Source organism: Deinococcus pimensis DSM 21231 (assembly GCF_000519345.1).
In the GTDB taxonomy this organism is placed as follows: Bacteria; Deinococcota; Deinococci; order Deinococcales; family Deinococcaceae; genus Deinococcus_A; species Deinococcus_A pimensis.
This window is the reverse complement of the sequence record NZ_KI912656.1, coordinates 34,224-34,907: the sequence shown is the minus strand read 5'-3', so window position 1 is coordinate 34,907 and position 684 is coordinate 34,224. Positions and strand designations below refer to the sequence as shown.

Annotated in this window: 1 protein-coding gene and 1 pseudogene; both read right to left on the bottom strand. The window is 75.7% G+C overall.

The window, feature by feature from the left end; all coding sequences use genetic code 11:
• The coding region (locus tag DEIPI_RS40070) for a hypothetical protein (RefSeq protein ID WP_052351781.1) at positions 1–401 on the bottom strand (401 nt) is incomplete at its 3' end.
• A pseudogene (locus DEIPI_RS31780) lies at positions 398–684 on the bottom strand (amidase family protein); the annotation flags it as partial. The gene DEIPI_RS40070 and the pseudogene DEIPI_RS31780, both read right to left, overlap by 4 nt.

Sequence of the window (684 nt, the reverse complement as noted above, 5' to 3'; positions counted from 1 at the left end):
CACGCGCCCGTGCCCGGCAGGACCCGCACGCCCAGCTTGAGGCCCAGCGGCCCCACCAGGGGCGCGCGCAGGCCGCCCTCCACGTACGTGGCCGTGCCGGGGTTCAGGAGCGTCACCCCGAGCCCGACGAAGGCGTCCGTCCCCGTCGCGGGAAGGTTGAGGTCACGCAGCGTGGCGCCGACGGACACCTGCGTGCCGTCCGTGCCGTAGGGGCGGTCCACGGCGGCCTCCAGACCCAGGGTCCCCACGAAGGGTACCGGCAGGATCGAGAAGCCGCCGCTCACGCCCGCCGTCTGCGTCGTGAGGTTCACGGAACCCCACGCGGTGGCGGCGCCCGCGCCCGGCAGGGCGGCGAGCAGGGCGACGGACGTGAGGGCGGTCCGGACTCGGAGTGTGTTCATGAGGGGTCCTCCAGGCTGGCGGCGAGCGCGAGCAGGCCCGCGTCCCCGCCCCAGCGGGTGATGAGCTGCGTGCCGACCGACAGGCCCGACACGCGATGGGGCAGCACGACCACGGGGACACCCAGCAGGCTCCACGGGGCCGTGAGCCGCAGGATGGCCGTCCGGACGGGCTCGCGGCCCGCCGGGAGGTCGAGGTCGTCCTGATCCACGAGGGGCGCCACGTCCGGCACGGCGGGCGCGAGCAGCACGTCGAAGCGGGAGAGCAGGTCCGCGAGGCGAACGC